At 38.9% G+C, this 22,118-nt stretch carries 15 protein-coding genes and 3 pseudogenes; 4 read left to right on the plus strand and 14 right to left on the minus strand.

The features are described 5' to 3' along the window. Positions 1-20 precede the first annotated feature (20 nt). The 7 genes and pseudogenes from AT575_RS05915 to AT575_RS05945 form a co-directional block, all read right to left on the minus strand. The gene (locus AT575_RS05915) at positions 21-2,927 is read right to left on the minus strand and encodes an NADH-dependent flavin oxidoreductase (protein WP_102777570.1); all 2,907 of its coding nucleotides are present in this window, start codon (positions 2,925-2,927) and stop codon (positions 21-23) included. A 14-nt stretch (positions 2,928-2,941) separates the two neighbouring features. Then, positions 2,942-3,697: a type I 3-dehydroquinate dehydratase gene (gene aroD / locus AT575_RS05920; protein WP_102777571.1), complete on the minus strand. Its 756-nt coding sequence runs from the start codon at positions 3,695-3,697 to the stop codon at positions 2,942-2,944. 233 nt (positions 3,698-3,930) lie between these two features. Next, positions 3,931-4,814, minus strand: a pseudogene (locus tag AT575_RS05925) (shikimate dehydrogenase). A gap of 12 nt (positions 4,815-4,826) precedes the next feature. Then, positions 4,827-6,062, minus strand: coding sequence for an MFS transporter (locus tag AT575_RS05930; protein WP_102777572.1), 1,236 nt, complete (start codon positions 6,060-6,062; stop codon positions 4,827-4,829). Positions 6,063-6,103: 41 nt separating this feature from the next. Next, positions 6,104-7,381 carry an MFS transporter gene (locus AT575_RS05935; RefSeq protein ID WP_102777573.1) on the minus strand — a complete coding sequence of 426 codons (1,278 nt, stop codon included), beginning with the start codon at positions 7,379-7,381 and terminating at the stop codon, positions 6,104-6,106. A gap of 39 nt (positions 7,382-7,420) precedes the next feature. Next, positions 7,421-8,278: an SDR family NAD(P)-dependent oxidoreductase gene (locus AT575_RS05940; RefSeq protein WP_102777574.1), complete on the minus strand. Its 858-nt coding sequence runs from the start codon at positions 8,276-8,278 to the stop codon at positions 7,421-7,423. A gap of 54 nt (positions 8,279-8,332) precedes the next feature. After that, on the minus strand, positions 8,333-9,169 hold the full coding sequence (locus AT575_RS05945) for a sugar phosphate isomerase/epimerase family protein (protein ID WP_102777575.1): 837 nt from the start codon (positions 9,167-9,169) through the stop codon (positions 8,333-8,335). A gap of 157 nt (positions 9,170-9,326) precedes the next feature. Here AT575_RS05945 and AT575_RS05950 point away from each other — a divergent pair, with 157 nt between their 5' ends. Then, positions 9,327-10,073 (plus strand): LysR family transcriptional regulator, encoded by a 747-nt coding sequence (locus AT575_RS05950; RefSeq protein ID WP_245871483.1) that lies wholly within the window; start codon positions 9,327-9,329, stop codon positions 10,071-10,073. Positions 10,074-10,300: 227 nt separating this feature from the next. On the opposite strand, the gene AT575_RS10825 is transcribed toward AT575_RS05950, so the two are convergent. From AT575_RS10825 to rlmD, 7 genes and pseudogenes are all read right to left on the minus strand, one after another. Further along, the gene (locus AT575_RS10825) at positions 10,301-11,251 is read right to left on the minus strand and encodes a GDSL-type esterase/lipase family protein (protein WP_245871485.1); all 951 of its coding nucleotides are present in this window, start codon (positions 11,249-11,251) and stop codon (positions 10,301-10,303) included. Further along, positions 11,235-11,807, minus strand: coding sequence for a GNAT family N-acetyltransferase (locus AT575_RS05965; protein ID WP_102777576.1), 573 nt, complete (start codon positions 11,805-11,807; stop codon positions 11,235-11,237). The genes AT575_RS10825 and AT575_RS05965 overlap by 17 nt, the downstream gene beginning before the upstream one ends. A 108-nt stretch (positions 11,808-11,915) precedes the next feature. Beyond that, positions 11,916-12,587, minus strand: coding sequence for a putative quinol monooxygenase (locus AT575_RS05970; protein WP_102777577.1), 672 nt, complete (start codon positions 12,585-12,587; stop codon positions 11,916-11,918). Next, a complete protein-coding gene (locus AT575_RS05975) occupies positions 12,584-13,498 on the minus strand; it encodes an amidohydrolase family protein (RefSeq protein ID WP_102777578.1) in 915 nt (304 codons plus the stop codon). Before AT575_RS05975 ends, AT575_RS05970 begins: the two co-directional genes overlap by 4 nt. 188 nt (positions 13,499-13,686) lie before the next feature. Further along, on the minus strand, positions 13,687-16,890 hold the full coding sequence (locus AT575_RS05980; protein ID WP_102777579.1) for a zinc carboxypeptidase: 3,204 nt from the start codon (positions 16,888-16,890) through the stop codon (positions 13,687-13,689). Between the two features lie 944 nt (positions 16,891-17,834). Then, positions 17,835-18,353, minus strand: a complete 519-nt coding sequence (locus tag AT575_RS05985; protein WP_165778653.1) for a DinB family protein — start codon at positions 18,351-18,353, stop codon at positions 17,835-17,837. Between the two features lie 377 nt (positions 18,354-18,730). Further along, positions 18,731-20,085, minus strand: a pseudogene (rlmD, locus tag AT575_RS05990) (23S rRNA (uracil(1939)-C(5))-methyltransferase RlmD). Positions 20,086-20,176: 91 nt separating this feature from the next. Between rlmD and recX the strand changes: the two are divergent. The 3 genes and pseudogenes from recX (at position 20,177) to AT575_RS06005 (ending at position 21,939) form a co-directional block, all read left to right on the plus strand. Further along, positions 20,177-20,953: a recombination regulator RecX gene (recX, locus tag AT575_RS05995; RefSeq protein WP_102777581.1), complete on the plus strand. Its 777-nt coding sequence runs from the start codon at positions 20,177-20,179 to the stop codon at positions 20,951-20,953. Positions 20,954-21,033: 80 nt separating this feature from the next. After that, positions 21,034-21,567, plus strand: coding sequence for a nucleoside tri-diphosphate phosphatase (gene ntdP, locus AT575_RS06000; protein WP_102777582.1), 534 nt, complete (start codon positions 21,034-21,036; stop codon positions 21,565-21,567). A 58-nt stretch (positions 21,568-21,625) separates the two neighbouring features. Beyond that, positions 21,626-21,939 (plus strand): annotated as a pseudogene (locus tag AT575_RS06005) (DUF960 domain-containing protein). The last annotated feature ends 179 nt before the right edge of the window (positions 21,940-22,118 follow it).

Here is a 22,118-nt window from a genome sequence, read left to right on the forward strand (position 1 = left end):
CTTTTGCTAGAGGAAATTCTTTAGATTTTGGCTGCCAGACTTTCGGCTGCTAATTTACCTGAAGTAAGGGCCCAAGCATTGTTTGCCCCTGATGGCGAGTCTGTTCCCATAACCCCACCAACGACTTCTCCGGCCGCATAGAGACCTGAAATAACATGGCCTTTACTGTTTTCAACTTCCAGCTTATCGTTAACCACAAGTCCACCCATGGTTGTGGCAAAACGTGGACGTTGCTCAATCATGTAGTAAGGACCTTGGCCGACTTTTTCTTGTAAAAAGCGGAGCTCACGGTGGAAGTCTTGGTCTTGACCAGCTTCAACAAAGCCGTTGTAACGAGTTACCGTTTCAGCAAGGCTAGTAGCATCCATTCCTGCCAATTCAGCTAATTCTTCAAGGGTATCAGCGTGGAAGAGATATGGCGTTGTTTGGCCGTTAGCTGCTAACCATGATTCAACTTCAGCTTCTGAGATACCACCTTCAGCAATTTCTTTACGAAAGACATCAAAATGACTTTGATCTAGAAGAAGGTACAATAATTTAGCTTTTTGTTCCATCAGCACCTCTAGGATGTCATGGTTACTTGCACGTTCATTAACCACGCGCTGACCGTCGGTGTTGACTAAGAGACCATTTTGTTTAAGTACAACTAAGTTACCACCAATGGTTGATTTAGCATAACCTGGTGCTACTTCGACCCCATTTGGATAGATTTTACCAAATTCCATCAGACGACTTGCGGCATCAATCTCTGGGACTTGCGCCATCATTAAACCTTCACCCATTGATGAGCTTGTTCCGTAGAAGAGAACACCCTTAAGTTCATCTGTAAGAAGGGCCTTGTTATTACCGTAACCACCTGTTGTTAAGATAACCCCTTTGGTTTGGATGCGGTGGGTTTTACCTGTTTCTTCTACCGCTACTAAGCCTGTTACATTCCCTTGGCCGTCATGTAAGAGTTTCTCTGCTTTTGTTTGTAATAGTAAGGTCACGCCTGATGCTGCCATTTTTGAACGGACTGTATCTGCGAAGCCATGTCCCCCATGGGCATAAGCCAATTCACGGTCTTTACGATACTCGGCTAAGATATGCAAGCCTTTGTCATACTGAACACCGATATAATCGTGAACCCAGTCTGTTGCTTGGCCAACATTTTCGGTTAATAGGCTAAGCAATTCTGGGACGTTTTTATGGTTACCATTGGCCATGAAGTCTTCGTACATAAGTTCTGGACTGTCATCTTGAACGCCTTCTTCAAGTTGTAAACGTGAACCCATAACCACTTGGTTACCACCGGATACGGAGATGGCACCACCGATAAAGCTGAGTTTTTCAACGAGGGTAACTTTTAAGCCCAACTCATCAGCTCTAAGGGCAGCAGCAATTCCAGCTGCCCCACCACCAACGACAACAAGGTCAGCAGCTTCTTCAACCACTTCTGTTGAACGGACCACTGTTGGTTTTGGACGCGCTTTTAAGACATCAACGGCATCTTGTCCACTGGCTTCAAGAACGGCATCAGATACCCCATCAATAACCCCTTGGCTAGTTGAGGATGCTCCAGAAACGGCATCAACATTAAGGGTTTGGAAATCAATGATTTGTTTTGGCATTTTTTCAAAGACCAAATCAGAAAGTCCAGCTGATTCACCAGCACTGTCAATTTCAATTGCTGTGATAGCTGAATCACTAAAGGTAACTTTCATTGGCAACTCACTGTTATGTCCATGAGCCATGACACGATACTCACCAGCTTTATATTCCAATGGTTTAGTCATCAATTCTTTGAGACGCTCCGCTTTTTTAGCTTCTGCAACTGTGTCTTTCACCAAGAAGAAGGTGTCATCCATAAATTTCCACAATGGGGTAGGGATAACTAATTTTTCCCGGTCATGTATATCAGCATATGCAGGAACTTGTTGGTCAGCTATGGTGGCTTGGGCCCAATCATTCTCTACCAGGTATCCTTTTGCGATAGCTACTAAGTCGTAACCTGCTGCTAAGGCATCTTCAGCATCGGCTTTTTGTAAGATGCCGCCAACGCCCATGACTGGAACTTGGGATAATTTTTCTGATTTGAGGCTGTGGTATTTGGCGATGGTTGGCTCTAAGTCATTGGTATCAACGATTGATGTTCTGAGATAGGCTCCCATTGAGAAGTGAACATAGTCAAGTCCTTCTTCTGCCAAAGTATTGAGCAGGTACATGCTGTCTTCGAAGTGAATACCTGGTTCTTCCAATTCTTCTGGTGAAAAACGGTATCCGATAATGAAGTTGTCTACTCCTTCTTCTTTAACGGCTTGGTGGGCTGCTTTTAATACTTCCAAGGGGAATTTAGCTCGTTTTTCTCGGCTGCCACCCCAAGCATCTTGTCGACGGTTAGAATGTGGCGAAAAGAATTGTTGTAAAAGATAGGTATTTGCACCATGGAGTTCGACACCATCAAAGCCTGCTTTAATAGCACGTCGAACAGCTTCTTTAAAGTTGGCAACCATTTCCAAGACTTCTTGGTGAGTCATTTCGGTTGGTACTGGTGCATTTGGACGAAGGGCTGCTACTGCTGAGGCAGAAATAGGGTTAGCACCGCCATTCATCTCTGGCCAAGCCATACGTCCGGCGTGATAGATTTGAATTAAGGCTTTTGATCCTTTATTTTTGATGGCTTGTGTGAGACGACTTAAGCCTTCAATTTTATCATCATGGTCAATACCTAGTGCACCGAAGAAACCACGGCCTTTGTCTTCAACAAAAGCACTTTCAACGATGATTGTTCCTGCTGTACCAGAACGTTCTGCGTAATATTTAATCAATTCTTCAGTGATAGAACCGTCAAAATAAGCTGATTGTGTCGTCATAGGTGCCATGGCGATGCGATTTTTTAAAGACTGTCCATTTGGTAATGTTAGCTGATCAAGTAATTCTTTGGTCATATCTCTTCCTTTTCCTAGTTCAATTTAAAGGTTGTCAAAATTTGGCGTAATAAGGCAACTGGAACCTGTCCTGGAGCTGATGCCTCTTGTGCGGCACCAAAGGTTGCGGCAGAGCCAAAAGCCTCTCCAGAAACACGTGTTACCATTCCCAGTGAGCCCATCGACATAGTAATCAAGGGTTGTTCAAGTTTTTGTCTTGCTTGGGCTGTTGCGGCCATTAAGGTCAAAACATCTTGATTGCTTTGTGGCATCACCGCAATCTTACAGATGTCAGCACCCTTTTCTTCCATCAAAGTTAGGCGTTCAACAATGGTTTCTTGACTTGGTGTTTTATCGAAATCATGGTTACACATAATGATTTTGATCTCTTTTTCATGTGCTTTTGTGATTAAGTCTGCGACTCCAGCTTCTGGCATAAAGAGTTCCACGTCTAATAAATCAAGACTACCATTCTCAATTAATTCTTGATAGAGTTGGAAATAGGATTCATCAGATAAGGGACAAACGCCACCTTCCTTGTGTGTTCTAAAGGTCACCAGAAGGGGTTTAGCTAATGTTGCTTTAACTTGTTTTGACAAACGAGCCACTTCTGCAAAGTCTTGGACTTTTTCAAAATGATCAATCCGCCATTCCACAAAATCACAATCAATCTGACTTATTTCTTCGGCAGCTTGGATAATAGCCTCTGTATTTTTGGCGACGATGGGTACGATAATTTTAGGTTGACCTTGGCCAATGACCAAATCTCCAATTGTTACTGTTTTTACCATATCTTTAATACCTTTCCTATTCTCATGAAAGCTTCTGGACCACATTCTACCAACTAACAAAATCAGCCGATGATAAATGTGATACTTTTCACTAATAGTATAGCATGAGGAATTTTTAAAATCTAATGCATCTTTTTTTGTGAATCAATAGATAATTTTTATAGATTACATGGACCAAAATTTCTGAAAGATAAACAAAAACAGCATGACTAAGCATGCTGTTCTTCTTATCTTTAGTTTTCTTCCTTAAAAAGTAAGTCTTTAATGTAATCTACTGGCATATCTTCACCTGTAAAGAGTTTGAAGGCTTCAGCACCTTGATAGAGCATCATACCTAGACCATTAATGCTTTTTTAGCGCCATGTTCTTTAGCAAATTTCAAAAGTTTTGTTTCTGCTGGGCTGTAAACCACATCAAAGACAACTAAATCAGGACGAATCACTTCTGGATCATTGATTAAACTTAAATCTTCCAATGGTTTCATCCCAACACCAGTAGCATCGATATAAATAGATGATTCAGCGATGGATTGTTTAAAGGCAGCATCATCAGCTAAATCGGTTACGCTAGCTTTAGTATTTGTTCTACTGTTAATTTTTTCAACAGTTTTTTCAGCATTGGCATAAGCAGCATCCTTAGGATTAAAGATACGGACTTCTTTAGCCCCATCCAAACCAAGTTGAACAGCAATGGCTGTACCTGCACCACCTGCACCAGCAAGGGTAATAATTTGGTCTTTAATGTCCACCCCTTCTTCAGCAAGGGCACGTACAGCACCTGTACCATCAGTAACATGACCAACCAAGTGACCTTTACCATCTTTGTTCACAACTGTATTAACAGCACCAACAAGCTCAGCTGCTGGTGAGATTTCATCCAAATAAGGAATGATGGCTTGTTTATTAGGCATGGAGACATTTGAACCACGGATTCCTAAAGCTCGGATTCCTTGAACAGCATCTTTTAATTCTTCGTTACCAACTTCAAATGCAAGATAAGCATAGTCTAGTCCGAGTTTGGCAAATGCTTCATTGTGCATCTTTGGTGATAAACTATGGCGAATTGGTGTCGCAATTAACGAAATAAGTAAAGTGTGACCTGATAAACGTTCTGACATAATAATACCTCTCTATTGATTAAGACTGATAATGTTAGTTTCTGATAAGAAAACTTTTTTATAACGATAAGCAACAATTGATAGAACACAAGTTCCAAGTAGTGCTAAGCCAACAACTAGATAAAAGACCAAGCGAATATTATTTTCGGCCAAGATACCCGTAATATAGGGTGAACCCATAACAGAAACTGATGTCGCTAATGAATAGTAACTGGTCACCAGACCTCTTCTTTGTGGGAAAAAGTCTAATAAAGTCGCTAGCCCCAATTGCCAGATACCACCAGCAGCAAAGAAACCAATGGCAAACGTAGCAAAAATTAAGGTGTAAATTGTTGGAAAGACCAACATAGCTGTTAAAGCAAGTGCTGAAATAGTGGTACAAAAGATCATGTAAGCCACAACATTAACACCACGTTTAACAACGGCTGATGTGATAAAGACTGAAACGAAAGAAAAGATACTATAAAGACTGACAAACATTAAGCTATCCGTTCTGGCAATACCAACAACACTCTCTGCAAAGGTCGGAATCCAAATAATAAAAATATTAAATAGAGAAACTGAAACTAGAGAAAAGACTAGTAAACAAACCCCTTCAATAGCAAATTGTGATTGGTTCCATAAAGGTTTGGCAGAAGCCAATAGCTCAGCTTCGGAGACCACTTCTTTATTTGTATCTTTTTGCAATTTAGGAAATGGTAATTTCAAGAGTAATAAGGCATTGCCTGCTAAAAAGAGAGCAGCAGCAATGAAAGTCCAGCCAAAATAGAAATGATTGCGAAGTAAAAAGCTGGTCACTAGAGGCAGTAAAAATTGTCCTACGGAGATAAAGGCTTTATTAAGAACTGAAAGGGCACTGTTACTATTATGCTCCTCGAAAGCCTCAACGACAACCGGATATGTGGCAGTATCTAAGAAAGAATTACCAATACCGGCAAAGATTGCAAAAACAAATGCCATCATGTAGTTGGTTGAAAAAATTAATCCTAAATAGAAAATGATGTAAGATAAAACACCTAACAAAACTGCCTTACGGCGACCCAGAGCATCAGAAATTAAACCAGCCAAGTTAACACTCAAAACACGACCAAAGCCGATGGCACTAATGACTAAGGTAATTTGACTGATAGACGCTTGCCATCTACCTTCTAAGATAACCATATTTTGAGAAATAATAATGGCGGCAATTCCTTGAAAAATATAGTTGATATAAAGTGCCCCAATGGTCGGCACATACTTATTTTTCATTGAATGATACTCCTTGCATAATATTCTTTAAACGTTATGTCTTAGTCTTTTTTTGAATTGGAGAAGACTGGAACACCAAAGATATGGCCGTAACGTTTACCAGCAACCATCATTAAAGCTGCTGAAGCAAAGCCACATACTGATACGAATAACATGATTAAATCTGCACGGTTAGCAGCAATTAATTTAGAAGCTAACATCGGTACAATGTATGATCCAAGTGCCATAACAAAGTAATAGATACTTGTATTACGACCTTTATTTTTATCAAAGAATTGGTTAAGAACAGCATTCCCCATTTGTAATAAGCCACCTGCAGCGAAGAAACCAATGATAATACCTGCAAAAGTTAAGGTTGCTGCTGTTGGAACAAAGTATACTAGTAATCCAGCAAGGCCAGCAAAGATTGGACTGATAACAAGCAAGGCAATATCGCGAATACCACGCGCCATTAAGAAGGCAAAGACGATTGTGGCAATTAAACCACCCAATTGGTAGTAAGAAGTAACAGCTGCTGCTCCTGTTTCTGACATGTGAATAACATTCTGTGCATACAATTTAGATGCCTGTTGGAATAAGTAGAACGTTGAGTAAATGGTAAAAGCAAAAGCTGATAAGATAACACCATCAATAGCAAAGTTAGCAGAATTTTGACGACTAGCTGTTTGGTTAGTTGTTGTTTGCGCTGTACTTTGTTTGGCTTCGAGAATTTTGATGGCTTCACGAGCTGAAACATTTTGTTCTTTGCGAATATCATTATCAGGGAAACGAGCGATTAAGACACCTACTAAAACGACAATACTAAGGATGAAAGGAACCATGATTCCAATTTCAGTAGCCATTTTATGACTAACTAAGTAAGCTACAAATAATGGGTAAAGCATTGATGATACTGAGATGAAAGCTTTACTGAAGATTGAAGCTGTTGATTTGTTTTCAGGGTACATTTCAAACAAAGCTGGGTTAATGGCACCATCATAAAGAGATGTCATCGCACCACCGATAAAGGCTAAGATATTGGCCATCATTAAGTTTGTTGCAATTAAGAAAGAACCAAACATAATCACATAACCAATAAGACCTAAAACGATAAGGGGTTTACGACCAACTTTATCTGATAAAGCACCAGAGAATGTCAGGAAGGAAATCTTACCTAAACCTGTCCAAGCAATAACCGCAAAAACGGCTGCGGCAGCAACACCCCATTTATGAGCGAAGAAATCTGCATTTTGTGAAATAATGATGGCTTGAATCCCATGACAGAAATAAGTCATCCATAATAGGATCGCTGTAAAATTGTACTTGTTGTTCTTAAACATCTTTTCTCCTTTGCAAGCCTGACTAAGCAGACTCCTTAATTACTTGTTAGCTTTGATGCGCTCTAGGTAGGCGTTGTGCTCTTTTTCAGCATATTCACGACGTCCACCAGGTTTTGGTGTTTGGTCACCCATCATAATGCCGAAGCCACCTTCAACACGTAACTCATGACCATTTGTATAGTCTGAACGATCACTTGCTAGATAAAGAACAGCATTAGCAATATCCATAGTGTTACCAATACGTTTATTGGCTGTTAAAGCTTTGCGTCCTTTTTCAACTTCAGGATCCGCATAGAAAGCTTCTGATAGTGGTGTTTTTACAAAACATGGTTGAATACAGTTACTGCGAACACCAAATTGCCCCCACTCAGCAGCCATTTGACGAGACATCATATTAACGCCTGCTTTAGTGGAACTATAAGCTGCAGAATAAGTTTCTGGGAAGACAGAAGCGATGGTTGAGACATGAACCATGTTTCCTTTGCCTTGTTTAATCATTTGACGACCAAAACGTTGAGATACCAAGAAATAACCTGTTAAGTTGATATCTACTGTTTGCCGCCATTCTTCCAAGGGTAAATCTTCTAAAGGACAGGCACGAAGCATTGCTGCCGTATTAACCAAAATGTCAACCTGACCAAATGTTTCCACAGATTTAGCAACTGCATTGTCAACAGCTTCTTCTGACGTTGAGTTAGTGACAATTGCTAGTGTTTCAACACCGTAAGTGTCTGAAATTTCTTTAGCGTAAGCATTAAGCTCTTCTTCTTTGATATCAAGAAGGACGATTTTAACCCCTTGCTTAGCAAATTCTTGAACGATTGTTTTTCCCATACCGCCGACAGCTCCTGTAACTGCTGCGACTTTACCTTCCAAACCTAACCATTGTTCTGTCATGATATTACCTGTCTTTCTATTATAGCTTATTTTAGAGTAATTGCCGATAGCCTTTTAAACCAACTGTTCTGGCCAAGCTTCCTTGAGCACCTTAACCGTATTGTCATATGTATGTTGACTAGCATAATCTAAGCCTTGAGCCAAGATAGCATCTGAAATCACTTCAACACCAATCACCTTAGGTTTAATTCCCGCTTCCTTGATCATCTTAACAAAACCAAGAGTGTCCTTAGCCCCTGTTCCTGGAGCCAAACGGTCATGCATTGATTCGTCTCGGAGAATGGCTGCCGCATATGGGCGATCATAAGCATCATTGATTTGAATCGAGATAACCTTAGCGGCTTGCTCAGCTGTAAGCTGACGATAAGGTTGGTCAGCACGGACCCAGTGCCAAGTGTCAAGAATTAACATGGCATTATCACAGCCAGAGGCGTCTACCACCGCATAGGCTTTGTCAAAATCTGGGAGACCACTGTAAGGCATTGGTTCAACACCAATAATTAAATCACCAGCACGTCCACAAAGTTCTTTTAATTTTTGAGCAGTATACTCAATGGAATAGTTTTCCATCAAGCCACAATTGATGTGACCAACATTGAAAAGACGACACATATGGAAACACATTTGTTCTTTGTATTTTTGTTCATAAGAACGATGTTCCTCAGCCCACTGAACAATATACTCTACTTCAGTGACTTTAATGTCATATTTTGCTAAGATAGCCAAGATATCTTGGTCTGTTAAACCTTCATTTAAGGCATCGACATAAGTTTCTGCACGAAGGCCAATCCCTTCGTAACCTGCTTCTTTTGCAGCTTTGACACGATCTTCAAAGAGACATGTTTCTCCTAGTGTCCAAGAGCTAATGGTGATAGGTGATTCTTTTGACATGATAAGTCCTCCAAAAGTTTGTTAATCTTTTAACATTCATTTACAAATTTATTATAAGTTAAAAAAATCACAAAATCCAATTGATTTTTGAAAAGCTTTCCATAGAAAAAATTTATGGTTTTTGTTAAAATAGAATTATGAACTGAAGGAGTTGCTTATGAATTTACAACACTTACGCTATTTCATCACACTTGCCAATTTGGAACATTACACAAAAGCTGCTCAGCAGCTACACATTACGCAACCAACATTAAGTCATGCCATCAATATGATTGAAACTGAGCTAGGACAACCACTCTTTGAAAAACAAGGGCGAAATATGGTCTTAACAGCCAATGGCCGGGAGTTTGCGAAAGATATTCAAAAAGCGCTCAATATTATTGATAAAAGTGTCTCAAAACTGCAATCGCTTGACCAAGATCAATTAGATATTAATATTGCCTTGTTGAGAATCCTCAGTCATCGGATCGTCCCAAATTTAACAAGACGATTCTTAACCAAGCACCCTCATTCTCCCGCTAATTTTATCTTCTATAATGATAGCGGAATGACAACAGACCTATTAAAAGGTTTAATAGATGGCAAGTATGATTTAGCCTTCTGTTCAAAAATCGATACCGACCCACAAATCACATTTGTTCCAATTGCTATCCAGGATATGGTCATTGTGGTGCCCAAAGGACATGAACTTAGTCAATTAGAAAAAGTGACTTTGGAAGATACCCTAGCTTATTCTCAAATCTGGTTCTCCAAAAAAAGTGGGGTTCGCCCAGTTGTCGAAGAGCTTTATAAAGACTATAAAAACCAAATCAACATTACCTTTGAAGTTGAAGAGGATGAAACCATCGCCGGCTTAGTATCACAAAACTTTGGCATTGCCTCCTACCAAAAATGGATTTCTTAAAGACGATTGATGTTGACATCATAGAAGTAGACGCTCTCAAAAATTCACGCTACTACTACCTAGCTTATCTCAACAACAAGACACAGGCCCCAGCAATCCAAGACTTTATTGACTATGTCTCTAAACAATATCAAATCGAACAAATGAGCCAATCTTAAGGATTGGCTTTTTTACATCTTGATTTCTTCCTGAATGTAAGTAAAAAAAGCTTATGGAATCATAAGCTTTTAGTTTAGAGCTTGATAAATGGTCTTTGCCAATATATGATAACCCTTACGACCAAAATGAAGGCCATCATCCTTGACACCAATCAGCAATTGGTCTAGTGGGACTTCTTTAGTGGCGGCATCTCTGAAAGCTTGGTTCAAATCAAGGGCTTGACAGCCTTTACGTTGACAAACCTCAACAATGGTATGCCCATATGCAGCAATATTGGCATTCGTTCTTAGATGCATTTTACTCTCATCTACTGGTGGCGGTAAAAGAAAATGAATATGCTTCCGTGGATAACGGGTTTCAAAGATTTCAATCAGACGTTCCAGATTGGCCTCAAATTCATCAATAGCAATATCTCGGTCAGTCGATAAATCATTTGTCCCCACTAAAACAAAGAGGTAATCTGATTCTTCTTCTAAAATCATATCCTGATAGCGGGCTAACAAATCTCGAGTTGAGTTGCCAGAAATGGCTGTGTTATGAATGACTAAATTCTCATCAAGAGCATGGAGCATGAGGTTGACCATGGGTTGATCTGCATCTTCATGCCTAGCCATTAAGCTGTCCCCAGTTAAATGAATTTTTTTGACGACTTTAACTTCAGACAAGGATTGGCAATAAGCAATCCACTTTTCCTGATAATCTTGGTCGTCTAAAATTCTATCTTTTAAGTCAAGGACACTGTTTATCCCTTGACGCACTGCTTCTTCTGCACAAGTTTGGTAATGCGGCCACTGATCTTGCTCATCATATTGGGCAGGAATGGTCTGCCAGCCTTTTTGATAGGCTACAAATGCTCGGCTATGACCATCAAGAATCGTATCCTGACCATTAATTTTTCGGATAATGATTGGTTCATTTAGAGAGTCCGGATCTTCGGTCAGCCACTCTTCGATGGCTTTTAATTTCCGCTCTGATAAGTAGAACTGACTGACTTTCAAACTGCTAATAGGCTTTTCCATTATTTACTACCTCATGTATCGGTCGGGGCGGCTCAAGACCTTGTTTGTGCTCACCCAAGCATTTTTCCATCCAAATCATATCAAACCACTGGTCAAATTTATAACCCGACCCATGGAATTTACCAACGAAACGATAGCCCATCTTTTCATGAAAGACTTGACTGATATTACTTAAAAATAGCGTCTCATTAGGTGCTGTCGCAATGCAGGCATTACAATTTAAAATCCCTTGCGCTGACAAGTAGCCCTCCAAAGCCTGATAGAGTTTGGGACCAAGCCCCTTACCGCGAGCATTCATGGCGACATAAATACTGACCTCACAAGACCAAGCGTAAGCTGCGCGTGAGTGAAAGCTTGTGGCGTAGGCATAGGCCAAAATCTTTCCGTCCTCTTCATAGACAAGATAAGGATAGAAGGTCTGGATTTGTACCATCCTTACCTGAAATTCCTCAACTGTAGGAATGTCATATTCAAAGGTAATAGCTGTTTGGGTCACATAAGGACTGTAAATCGCTAAGAGTTGCTCGGCATCAGCAGAACTCGCAAATCGTATCATAAAAGACTCCTTAGAATTTTAGTATAAAATAAAAAAGCTTTGAGGTCAAAAATTCTCCTCAAAGCTTTGTCAATAATAAGACGAAGTCTGTCTTTTGAAGCCTGTCCTTTATAGAATGTAGTGTGCTGTCCCTTGACTGACAAAGGTCATACCATTTAGAACTTCTAGCTCTTTATCTTGAACAATGGCTTTTGAAGTCTCAATATATTTCTTAAAGTGGGGACTTGTTATATGTTTGTCATAAGCATCTTGGTCCTGATAAACTTCAAAGAAATACCATTGACTGAGATCTTCTAAATTGCGACCGCAAAATAGGGCCAAAACCCCTTCTTCTTTAGCAATCGAAGTGGCCATTTCTTCACTAAGAATGCCTTTAAAGGTCGCCGCATCTTCAGGGTCTAAGCTAATTTTGGCCAAACGAATATTCAATGATGAGGCATCTTCAAAGACTTTTTTAGTTGCCTTTTCAAAAAGTAATTCCGCTTGTAAGATAATAACCTTGCGACTTTTAAGGCCATCTGTCGCATAATCTAAGAAGGTTTTAAAGTGGTCAGACTGGATGTGTTCCCGATAAGAAGCCTCGTCTTGATAAAGTTCAAAAACCAACTGTTGCTCTGGATTATCATGGTGGCAAGAGGCCATGACTAGAGTTCCCTCTTCATTTTCAATAGATTGCAACAAATTATTTTTACCCACTTTTTGGAAAGTCTCCAAAGTTGACGGGATAGGTTCTAGCTCAAAGAGGCGCATGATTGGGGCTTGTTTTTCTGGATTGGTCATACTTGTCTCCCTATTAGTTTTAAGAAATTGTTTTGGAAAATGTCTGCTGTCGCTGATTCTGGCAGTTCCATCTGAGTAATTGCTTGGATAATTTCCTTTGTTGCGCCAGCTGGGGCAATGCCTAATGGTGCGTCTGTCCCAAAGAGGACATGATCAGGTCCGAAATAATCAATGGCTAGCTCTAGAGCTTTGCTATTGCCCAAAAGGGCAGTATCCACATAGAACTTACGGAAATCTTTGGCTAGTTCCGGTGCAAGGATATGATCTATGCGTCCTGCAAAATAAGGAGCCATGGCACCTGCATGATGGACGATGATTTTTAGGTCTGGGTATTTTTGAAAATAGCCAGCTTGAACTAGCTGTAACATGGCCTGTGTTTGTTCATATTCCCAAGAGAAAATAATATTATTATCAGGTTTACGTTCATCAAAGACAGGGTGTAGCCATAATGGAATTTCCCTTTGTGCACAGGCCTCAATGACAGGAGCAAATACTGGGTCAGCTATGGATTTACCTAAATGTCTGGTAAAAATCTGCAGGCCTAAGGCCTCTTTCTGATTAACAACTCTTTCAATAATCTTTAAGCAAGCCGGAATGTTATTCATGGGTAACATGAGAACAGCACCATAAAAGATATCCTGATTTGCTGTCACTAATGCCAATAATTCATGATTAGCAGCTTCAACCATGGTTGCAGCTTGCTCTGGTTCTAAATAATCCTCTGGATTGGTATTTACATATGACAGAACTTGCTTAACATGGTCTTGTGCTGCTTGACGTCGAGCTTCCATGTTAGCTAATAAAGGATGTTGGACAAAAGGCATTTTTTCAGGGATACTAGGGGCTATTTTTAAGATAGCATCTTTAAATTGGGGTAATAAGACATGGGCAAAGACATCAATTTTTTCCATAAAAGCTCTCTTTCCACTTATTTTCTCCATTATAGCAGAAATGAGATAATAGTCACTCTAAAAAAACATGCCTTAGGAAATCAAAAATTAGAAATGATACTGTCTTATCCAGAACGAATCATTCTCAGCAAAAGAAGCTAAGGTTTCCCTTAGCTTCTTACTGCGTCTTATCAGATTTTTTTGACATCTTATTCTTCTTCTTCACGACGTTTTAATGCTGCGAAGAGTCCACCACTTGCAACGAGAAGGCCAGTAACCCAGAAGATTTGACTTTCTTTCTTGCTGCTGTTTCCGTCAGCAAGTTCTGGTAAACCTGCTGCTTTTTCAGCTACTGGAGCTTCTTGTCCGTAAGCAACTTGTTGGTAAACTTGGACTTGTTGTCCATTATGGTCTACTGTTACAACTGTGTTATTGTCAGTTGCAGGTTTATGGCAATCACCTTCTACAAATTCAGTTAAGTTTGTACCGAAGATAGCGTTACTAACCCAACGGTAGAAGTTAATGGTATGTGTTTTGTTGACTGGGTTTCCAGCAAAGATGAACATTGGTTGTCCTTGGAAAATTCCGCTGACAGCAACTGTTTTATTTGCTAACCCTTCATGTTGTGGCCACCAACCTGATACATAGAAGTCACTTGCCTCGATATTTGCTAAACTCATAAATCCTGCCGGAATTCCTTGAATCCAAGAACCAGAATTTGCATAGTAGAGGGCATCAGAACCATATCCACTTGTGTAAGGGCTATTAGTATCAAGGTCAATCTTCATTAAGCCTTCGTAGCTATAACCTTCATCTTCATTTGTCATAGCTGCATCGAAACCTGGAAGTACACCTAGACTTTCAAGTTTAGCCATGGCAACACCACCAAGTACGATAATTGGTTTTTTACCAAGAATACTTGCATCAAATTCGTCATTATCAAGTACAATAACATCTGCTTGGTCTGCTGAATCAACAACATTAAAGCCCATTTGTGCTAAGGCAAGACTAACTTCAGCCGGTGAATCAAAGCCAAGTGAAGCATTTGGATTACCAGGTGCATAAACATTCATTGCTTTAAGGGTTTGTCCAACTGGCACCATACATGTTGGTTTAGCATATAGTGGATAGGTAGCAATAACACTTTCATATGTTGCTTTATCCATTACATAACCATCGTCAGTTAAATAAACATTTTTGCCTGCTATAAGAGCGGCATTAACGGCTTGGACTGCAGCCAGTGAGTTATTTGATACAATATAGTATTGTTTGTCGGTTGCTGCTGTACGAGGTGCACTTGTTAAGGTTACGTTACCAAGTTTTCCTGCGAAAAGACTTTCTTGATAGATAGCATCAGCTTTGAAACCACGCATTGCTGGGAAATTCATTACTAATTCTGCATACATTGCTGGCCATTCTGACTCATTAGCTCCTTGGTAAAGAACGTGGTTGGCATATCCTCTCTTAGCTTGTGCCATGTCAATGACTAAATCACCAGCTTTGTAGCCTGCTACGTCTTGTGTTAATTGGTTAAGAATAACACCATTACGACGGAAGTAATCAATCATCTTAAAGGCTTGGTCTGTATCACTTTCTGTTGATAGTGTCATTGGAATGACATAATAATCTGGGAAGAAGGTTGGGTTCCCATTTGTTGGTCTTCCTTTAACAGAACCATCAACAGTGACTAATTCGTTAGCGGCAGCCTCTACTTCAGCTTTATGAATACCACGAGAATAGAATTCCAAACGTTTCTTCATTAACTGGTCACTATTTTCTAAATCATAATTAATCCCTGCTAATACTGCATAGTATCCTGCTTTATAGGACTCTTGGTTTGTTCCAGGTACTTCGATGGTATGTCCTAAAATTCCTTGATATAAACCATAAACAGCTGTGTAACCTGAGAAGGAATCATCCCATCCTGAACCATAGTCGAACATTGGTATGATGTAGCTGTCATATTGGGAGTTAGTGATTCCAGCATTACCCATGGCTTGTGCGCCAGCAACTAGATTATCCTTAAAGAGATCATATTCAAAGTTAGGATCATGTGGAGGTGTACATGGTTCAATCAAGAATTCTTTTACAAATCCGTGAACATCAAAGATAGCAATTGGGTTCCATTTGTTGATTTGTTCAACAATAGCACGTGTTTCTGGATTGGTTTGATAACCTGTATCACGGTTAGGATCAAGTCCATTGTCCAAAGCGCGTGTATTGGCGATATCTCCATCTGGATTTTCAGTAAAATCAAAGAGTAGGATAACTTTTTCCAATAATTTTGGAATATCCAATGTTACTGTCATTGGAGTATTGTTAGCGTCAACAGTTTGATAGTCAATCACTGTTTGTCTTGAGAAAGCTTCAAATAATCCCCTTACAATATCAATACCAGGTTGTTCATCAGCATGGGTATTATTGATGAGAATCGGTAATTTATAATTAAATTGACCTTGAGCCAAAAGTTTTAAAGCTTGGTCAGGATTTAGTAACATTGATGGGGTTGTATTATTAAGGTAATTATCAAGACTTGCTTGATCTTTAGCAACAATACCCATTTTAATATCATTGCCCAATGCACTTTGACCAATTGTTTCTACTTTAACTAAACGGTCAGTAGCATGGTTTGCTGCAACATCATCTAGTGTATTTAGGAGTTCTTCATGTGTTTGATAGTCTTCGTAAGGTCGAAGAATTAATTCTTTTGTAATAACTGTTAAACCATCTTGGCTTACACCTTGAAGGGTATAAGTACCTATGTAGTCCCGATAAGTTCTTCTGATGTTATTTGGCCAACGTAAGCTAAGATCTGGACCAAATAGTGGGACAATATCAATTTGATAGTCTGTTCCAGTCGCCGTTTTTGTTTCAGTCACAGTATATGAAGGCGCACCTGTAAACGTACCTGTTTTAATATCGTAAGTATTAGTAGGTAGGTTTGGAATCGTCCAAGTTATTGGGCTTGTTGTTGGAGCAGAGATGGTCACTTTATTAGTAACATCCATGTAAACTGTTTGACTTACTTCTTCTGTAACAGTTGGAGTTGCTGTTGCTTTAGGTGTAACAGCTGTTGTAGCCGGTGCTGATGCTACTGTTGTTGTTTGGTCAGCTGTTGCATCTACTGTAGTTGTTGTTGCATCGGTTGTTTCTGGAGCAACAGGTGCAGTAACACTAGTGTCAGTAGTTGTTGCTGGAGCTGGTGCTTCAACAACTGGGGCAACAGTTGTTGTAGCTGTTGGGGCAACTGCTACAGTTTGTGTTGTTGTTGGAGCAGTTGGAGCTACTGTTGTAACATCTTCTGCTTGTGCTTGTTGTGCTAAAGCAAGTGTTGCAAGAAGTAAGCATGAAGCTGATAAACCTTTAACAACTCTATCAGCGTAAGTAGAATGACTAGAATAAGATTTAGCCATGACAGACCTCCTAATTTAGAGTTTTGTACTCATTTATTTCTTTATTTCGCCCTCATTTTATCACAAGGAATGTCAGTTTGCAACCGCTTTCAAAGTCTTTGGAGTATTCAAAAAAATAGAATTATTGTAATTATTTTAATCTTATTCACATGCTATTTAGTTGTAAAATAATTAGCTAAAATCAAATATTTTATAATTTTTTATAATAAAGTTTAAAATTTATAATTATAATAACTATCCTTTAATTTTTTTTGTATTTATTCAAAAACAACACCTTTTATATATATTTTTTCGTATCCTCTGAAATTACTAAAAAATCTTTTTTTATGTCCTTATAAGAATATTTATTCTTAAAATATAAAAAGAAAAAGCACAATTGTGCTAATCTCCATATTTTGTTATTTTTATCTATTTCTATTGATATGAAATCTTGAAAATAATTGAAAACAAAGTCGTTTTTTCACGACTTATCATCTGTTTGGGCCGTAGAACTTTGTATGCCTCTTCTTGTGACTTTTTCTGTCTAAACTAACAAACTCCCTTTGGAAAGAAATAAGGAAAAACTAGATAAACACAGTCTTTCCCAAAACACTTGAAGGATGAACTTTCTCCAAATCCCCAACCTAATTTTCAATATACCTGCTTTAGAACATCATTCTTCAAATCACCAACGATAGAGTCATTAACTTACCAATGGGTTAAATCAACTTCAAAGAGTTCCTATCCATCTCTTTCTATTATGTCGAGTACCATGTCGTGAATTCTTTTACAAGCTGCCATCTTTACTCAAAAGTCCGTTAAATGAAGTATATTGTGCACCCATAGAACTATCTCAACTTGAAATCAGTAAATACATTGAATCCTATTACAATCCAAAACGACATCATTAAGGATTTAGATTTCAGTCAGAAATAAACATTGAAATAATAGTCTCTAATTAACTCTTAATCCACCAATCCCAGCAAGCGCCGTGCATAAAAGACCTGACCTGAGTGCATGGTGATATCATCCAACGTTGAGACTAAGCGCACACCTAAGGTTACGGCTGGCGTCCAAGACTCGTCCACTATTTCGTCAAGATCGTCTTCTGTTAAACTATTAATATATGAAACTGCCTGGTCTCGGGCTGCTACAAAGTAGGCAAATAGGTTATCTAAATTATCTACTGTGATTGTTTGTGCATCTTCTAATGTGTGAAGCCAGCTGGGGTTTTTTGCCTTATTTTCTGGTAATTTTTCTTTCCATCCTTGCTTGTAAAGACTCTCGGTCTCAGCCAACTCTGCAATCTGGATGTCTAGGACCAAGGCCGTATGCCAGAGAAGCCAAGTCATGGACTTAATTTGCGGGGCAGATTCCGCAACTGGAAAGGCATTCGCTTGGTCAACGGTTACCCCTTCAAAAGCCCGTTCAAAGCGTTCGTAAGCGCGGTTTAAATCATCAATTAGTAAATCTTTGTAAGTGATACTCATTATATACTCCTCCAATCTTTTTTGCTAATTGTACGACAAGCACATCTGTGAAAAGAACAAATTTAGCAATTTGTTCAATATACAAGTTGCCAGTATTAAGAATACTACTTTTATAGTACAAATTTTTTTACCATCTTTTCAAATTCAGATAATTACATTATGATATCATTACTTTCTTACTTGATAATAATATCATAATGTATAACTTATCGTTAGCATCAAGTCAAAACTGAAATTGGAAAAGCGAGGAGATATTACTACTTGCGGAGCAACTTAACTACAGCTTCAGTTCTAGATGTATGCGGAAGTTTAGCTGTCCAGTGGACAGCTAAAGACTGAGCTTTTGAAATTGGAAAAGCGAGGAGGTATTACTACTTGCGGAGCAACTTAACTACAGCTTCTGTACGGGAAGTGTGCGGAAACATATCCACCGACTGGATATACTCGACTTGATAAACTTTTGCTAATTGTACTAGGTCTCTTGCTAAGGTTGAGGTGTTACAAGAGACATAAACCATTTTTGCTGGTTTATATGTTAAGATGGTTTTTAGTAATTTTTCATCCAAGCCGGTTCGAGGTGGATCGACAATGATGGCATCTGCACGATAGCCTTCTTGATACCATTTGGGAATCAGGTCTTCTGCTTTACCTGCTTCATAATAGGTGTTTGTGAAACCTAATCGTTCTGCATTGCTTTTGGCATCGGCAATGGCTTCTGGGATGATATCCATTCCTCGTAAACTCTTGACCTGCTTGGCAAAAGCAAAACCAATGGTTCCCACACCACAATAAGCATCAATGATATGATCTTCTTCAGAGATATCTAAGGCTTTGACAACTTGGGCATAGAGTACCTGTGTTTGTTGGGGATTGAGCTGGTAAAAGGCTCTTGGGGAAAGGGCAAATTGAGAATCCAAAACTTCTTCTTCAATGCTTTCTTGGCCCCAGATGATTTCAGTTTCCTCGCCATAAATCTGACTACTTTTACTTTTATTAATATTGATTGCAATTGACTTGATATCTTGATGCATGCTGACCAAGTCTTTGATTAGTGGGGCAAGTCGTATTTCACAACTACTAACAAATATTACTTGCACTTGGCCACTACTTTGGCCCCGTCTAATCATGACGGTGCGTAATCCTGCAATTTGACGTTCATTGTAAATTGGCAATTTATGCCGATCTAATAATTTTACAATATCATTGATAATGGTTTGTGTTGTCTTGTCTTGAACCATACAGTCTTCAATCGTAACCAAGCGGTGACTGCCCTCTGCGAATAAGCCCGCATGGACTTTACCTGCAAAGGCTCTAGTCTGAAATTGTAGTTTGGCACGGTAGTGCCAAGGGTGATCCATGCCAATGTTTTTCTCACTTGATAAGATTCATACCCTGCCGGTTTAAACTTTTTCAGACTTTGTCGGATAATATCCTCTTTGTAATCCAATTGTTTGGGATAGGCTAAGTGCATTATCTGACAGCCGCCACATTCTTCATAAATAGGACATTTGGGCTCAACACGATCTTTTGAAGCCTTGAGGATAGTCACTAATTTCGCTGTCATAAAGCGAGGTTTTACGGCTGTAATTTGGCAGAGCACCTCCTCACCGGTCAAGGTGCCTGTGACAAAAACTAAGGTTTTCTGATAATAGCCAATGCCCTCCCCGTTAATGCCCATGCGCTTGATTTTTAGTTTGATTCGTTGTTTCTCTTTTATGTATGGCATCTTTTCCCTTTTCACGTTTTCTTAGAAATTTCTATCGATTACAATTTACTCTTACCATCTATTTTACCATTTATTTGTTATAATGATTAGTATGAAAATAAGCAAAATCGAAAAGAAAAAACGTCTTTATTTATTGGAAATCGATGACTCAGAGAGGCTGTATGTTACCGAAGATACCATCGTTAAATACATGCTGTCAAAAGATAAGGAGTTAAGTGCTGATGAATTAGCTGAAATCAGGGAATTTGCCCAATTTTCTTACGGTAAAAATCTAGCTCTTTATTTCATTTCTTTCCAGGTGCGTACGAAGAAACAGGTTCGCGATTATCTCTTAAAGAATGATATTGATGAAGCTTCTATTGCCCCTATTCTTAAAGATTTGGAAGATAATAATTGGATTAATGATGCCAAATATGTGGAGTCCTTTTTACGGCAAAATGCTTTGTCCGGTGATAAGGGACCACAGGTTTTAAGGCAGAAATTAATGCAAAAAGGGATTAGTGCGGGGTTAATTGATCAGGTCATTGATCAATTTGATTATTTCCCTCTAGCTGTAAAGCTTGGCCAAAAACTCTTAGATAACTATCAGGGTCGTCTGCCGGAAAAAGCTTTGAAGGATAAAATTACGAAGTCAATTCTTACTAAAGGTTTCTCCTATGACACTGCCAAGGCTGTTGTGGGAAGCCTCCATTTTGAGCTTGATCAGGAAGATGGTAATGCGCTTCTAGAAAAGGAACTTGATAAGCAGCACCGCAAATTTAGCAGGCGCTATGACGGCTACCAATTACAGCAAAAACTTTTTGCAGCTCTCTATCGGAAAGGCTTTGATTCTGATGCCATTAACCGTGCTTTGCGCGAATACTTATAAGTCACTCAAAATGAGTGATTTTATTTTTTTTTTGTGTTAAAATATATCAGATAAGTTTAATTGTAGAAAGTTGGTAAGGCATGAAATTACCTAAAGAAGGCGACTTTATTACAATTCAAAGTTATAAGCATGATGGTAGTTTACACCGCACTTGGCGGGATACTATGGTACTAAAGACAACTGAAAATGCTATTATCGGAGTGAATGATCATACGCTTGTTACTGAAAGTGATGGTAGACGCTGGGTGACTCGGGAACCTGCAGTTGTTTACTTTCATAAAAAGTACTGGTTCAATATTATTGCCATGATTAGGGACAATGGGGTTTCTTATTATTGTAATTTAGCAAGTCCCTATGTTCTTGACGGGGAAGCTCTCAAATATATTGATTATGATCTAGACGTTAAAGTATTTGCAGATGGCGAAAAAAGATTATTAGATGTAGACGAATATGAGATACACAAGGAAAAAATGTGTTACTCTGCTGATATTGATTATATCTTAAAAGAAAATGTTAAGGTTTTAGTTGATTGGATTAATCAGGAGAAAGGGCCTTTTTCAAAAGCCTATATCAAAATTTGGTACAAACGTTATCTTGAACTGAAGAATCGTTAATAAAGTTGAGCACTCCTCCTTTGGAGTGCTTTGCTTATCGCTTAGAAAGGATAACCCTATGGCATTTCAAAATACAAAAGAACGCTATGCAAGTTTTGGAGTTGCTACTTCGATTGCACCTGAAATAATTGATACTTTCTGGCAAATTATCGACGAAAACTTGAGAGATGTCTTTCCATTAGAAAATATATTACTTTTCAAACTGATTCGGAATGATAAGCGCAAGCTATCAATTGAATACCATGATAAGAAACATGAAACACTTATTGTTTTTGATTATGACTATCCCTATGACCCATTCTTACCCAAATATGTTTATGCAGTGATAATGCTGGAATCGAAACTATCCTACTAAATCATGAGTTACATTAACAAAGATAAAAAGACCTCTAATGAGCCTATCATTGATATGTACCCCTTTTAATGGACTAATCCAGTGAAAGGGGTTTTTGTATGAAATATAATTATAATTTTAAATTAAATGCAGTAAACATGTATCGATCAGGTCAGTGGATAGAGACTCCAGTTGGTATCGGTCAAAAAAACTTTAG

Origin of the sequence: Streptococcus penaeicida (assembly GCF_002887775.1) — a bacterium.
In the GTDB taxonomy this organism is placed as follows: Bacteria; Bacillota; Bacilli; order Lactobacillales; family Streptococcaceae; genus Streptococcus; species Streptococcus penaeicida.